This is a genomic window from Thalassotalea sp. G20_0, from assembly GCF_017744175.1.
GTDB lineage: Bacteria > Pseudomonadota > Gammaproteobacteria > Pseudomonadales > Endozoicomonadaceae > Endozoicomonas.
Map to the genome: position 1 here is coordinate 1 of NZ_JAGHQV010000357.1, position 731 is coordinate 731.

Sequence of the window (731 nt, forward strand, 5' to 3'; positions counted from 1 at the left end):
GCCCATTGTTGAGGGGGGTGGGGAATCATGATCTTGGTTTACCTCAAAAAAGGATAAACCAAGATTAGGATTTGTGACTAAGAGATAGCTCTGTACCAGCGGTTAAAAAACGCCTGGCTGTTTATGCCCTGACATCGATCTGCAACCAATGCATCCATGTATTGCGTCATCAGGCGTTTGCCCTGCCGAGAACTCATCAGAAAATGAACAATACTCCATGCAGTGGCATACATGGTGTTTTGATCCTGGTCTCGCCAGGATTGGCGATCATATTGCAAATATTCAGTGATCGTCATGAGCTGACCTGCTCTCTGCTGCTCGGTCAATAGTTTCATCCAACTACGATTGACGCCTATTATTTTCAGCTGCCCTGAGATGCTCATTTGTTCGAAATACTCCGCCACTCCCTCCGTAAACCAGGTAGGGATATTGCCAAACAATCCAGACACGATGACATGAGCCGCCTCATGCCTGGCTATGGCCAGCGTAGTTTCATCATTTGACTGCCGGTTGATGGCAACCAGGTTGAGGTTCGGACTGTAAAAGCCGGATACATTGTTGGATAACGAAGGAGCAATCTGCTGTTTAAAACGTTTGAACCGATTCGGACTATCAAATACATGCACTTCCAGGTGCACCTGTCGGAGCTGGTCAAGGCTCAGGAAGTGTGACAGGACACTGAAAATCTGTCGGGTATCCACAGACAATCGGGTCTGCATATCGACGGGTAT

1 protein-coding gene is annotated in these 731 nt (G+C 47.6%); it reads right to left on the reverse strand.

Annotated elements, in window-relative coordinates:
- Positions 1-77: 77 nt before the first annotated feature.
- A partial coding sequence (locus tag J7438_RS26485; RefSeq protein WP_209279013.1) for a DUF1570 domain-containing protein occupies positions 78-731 on the reverse strand: 654 nt, incomplete at its 5' end.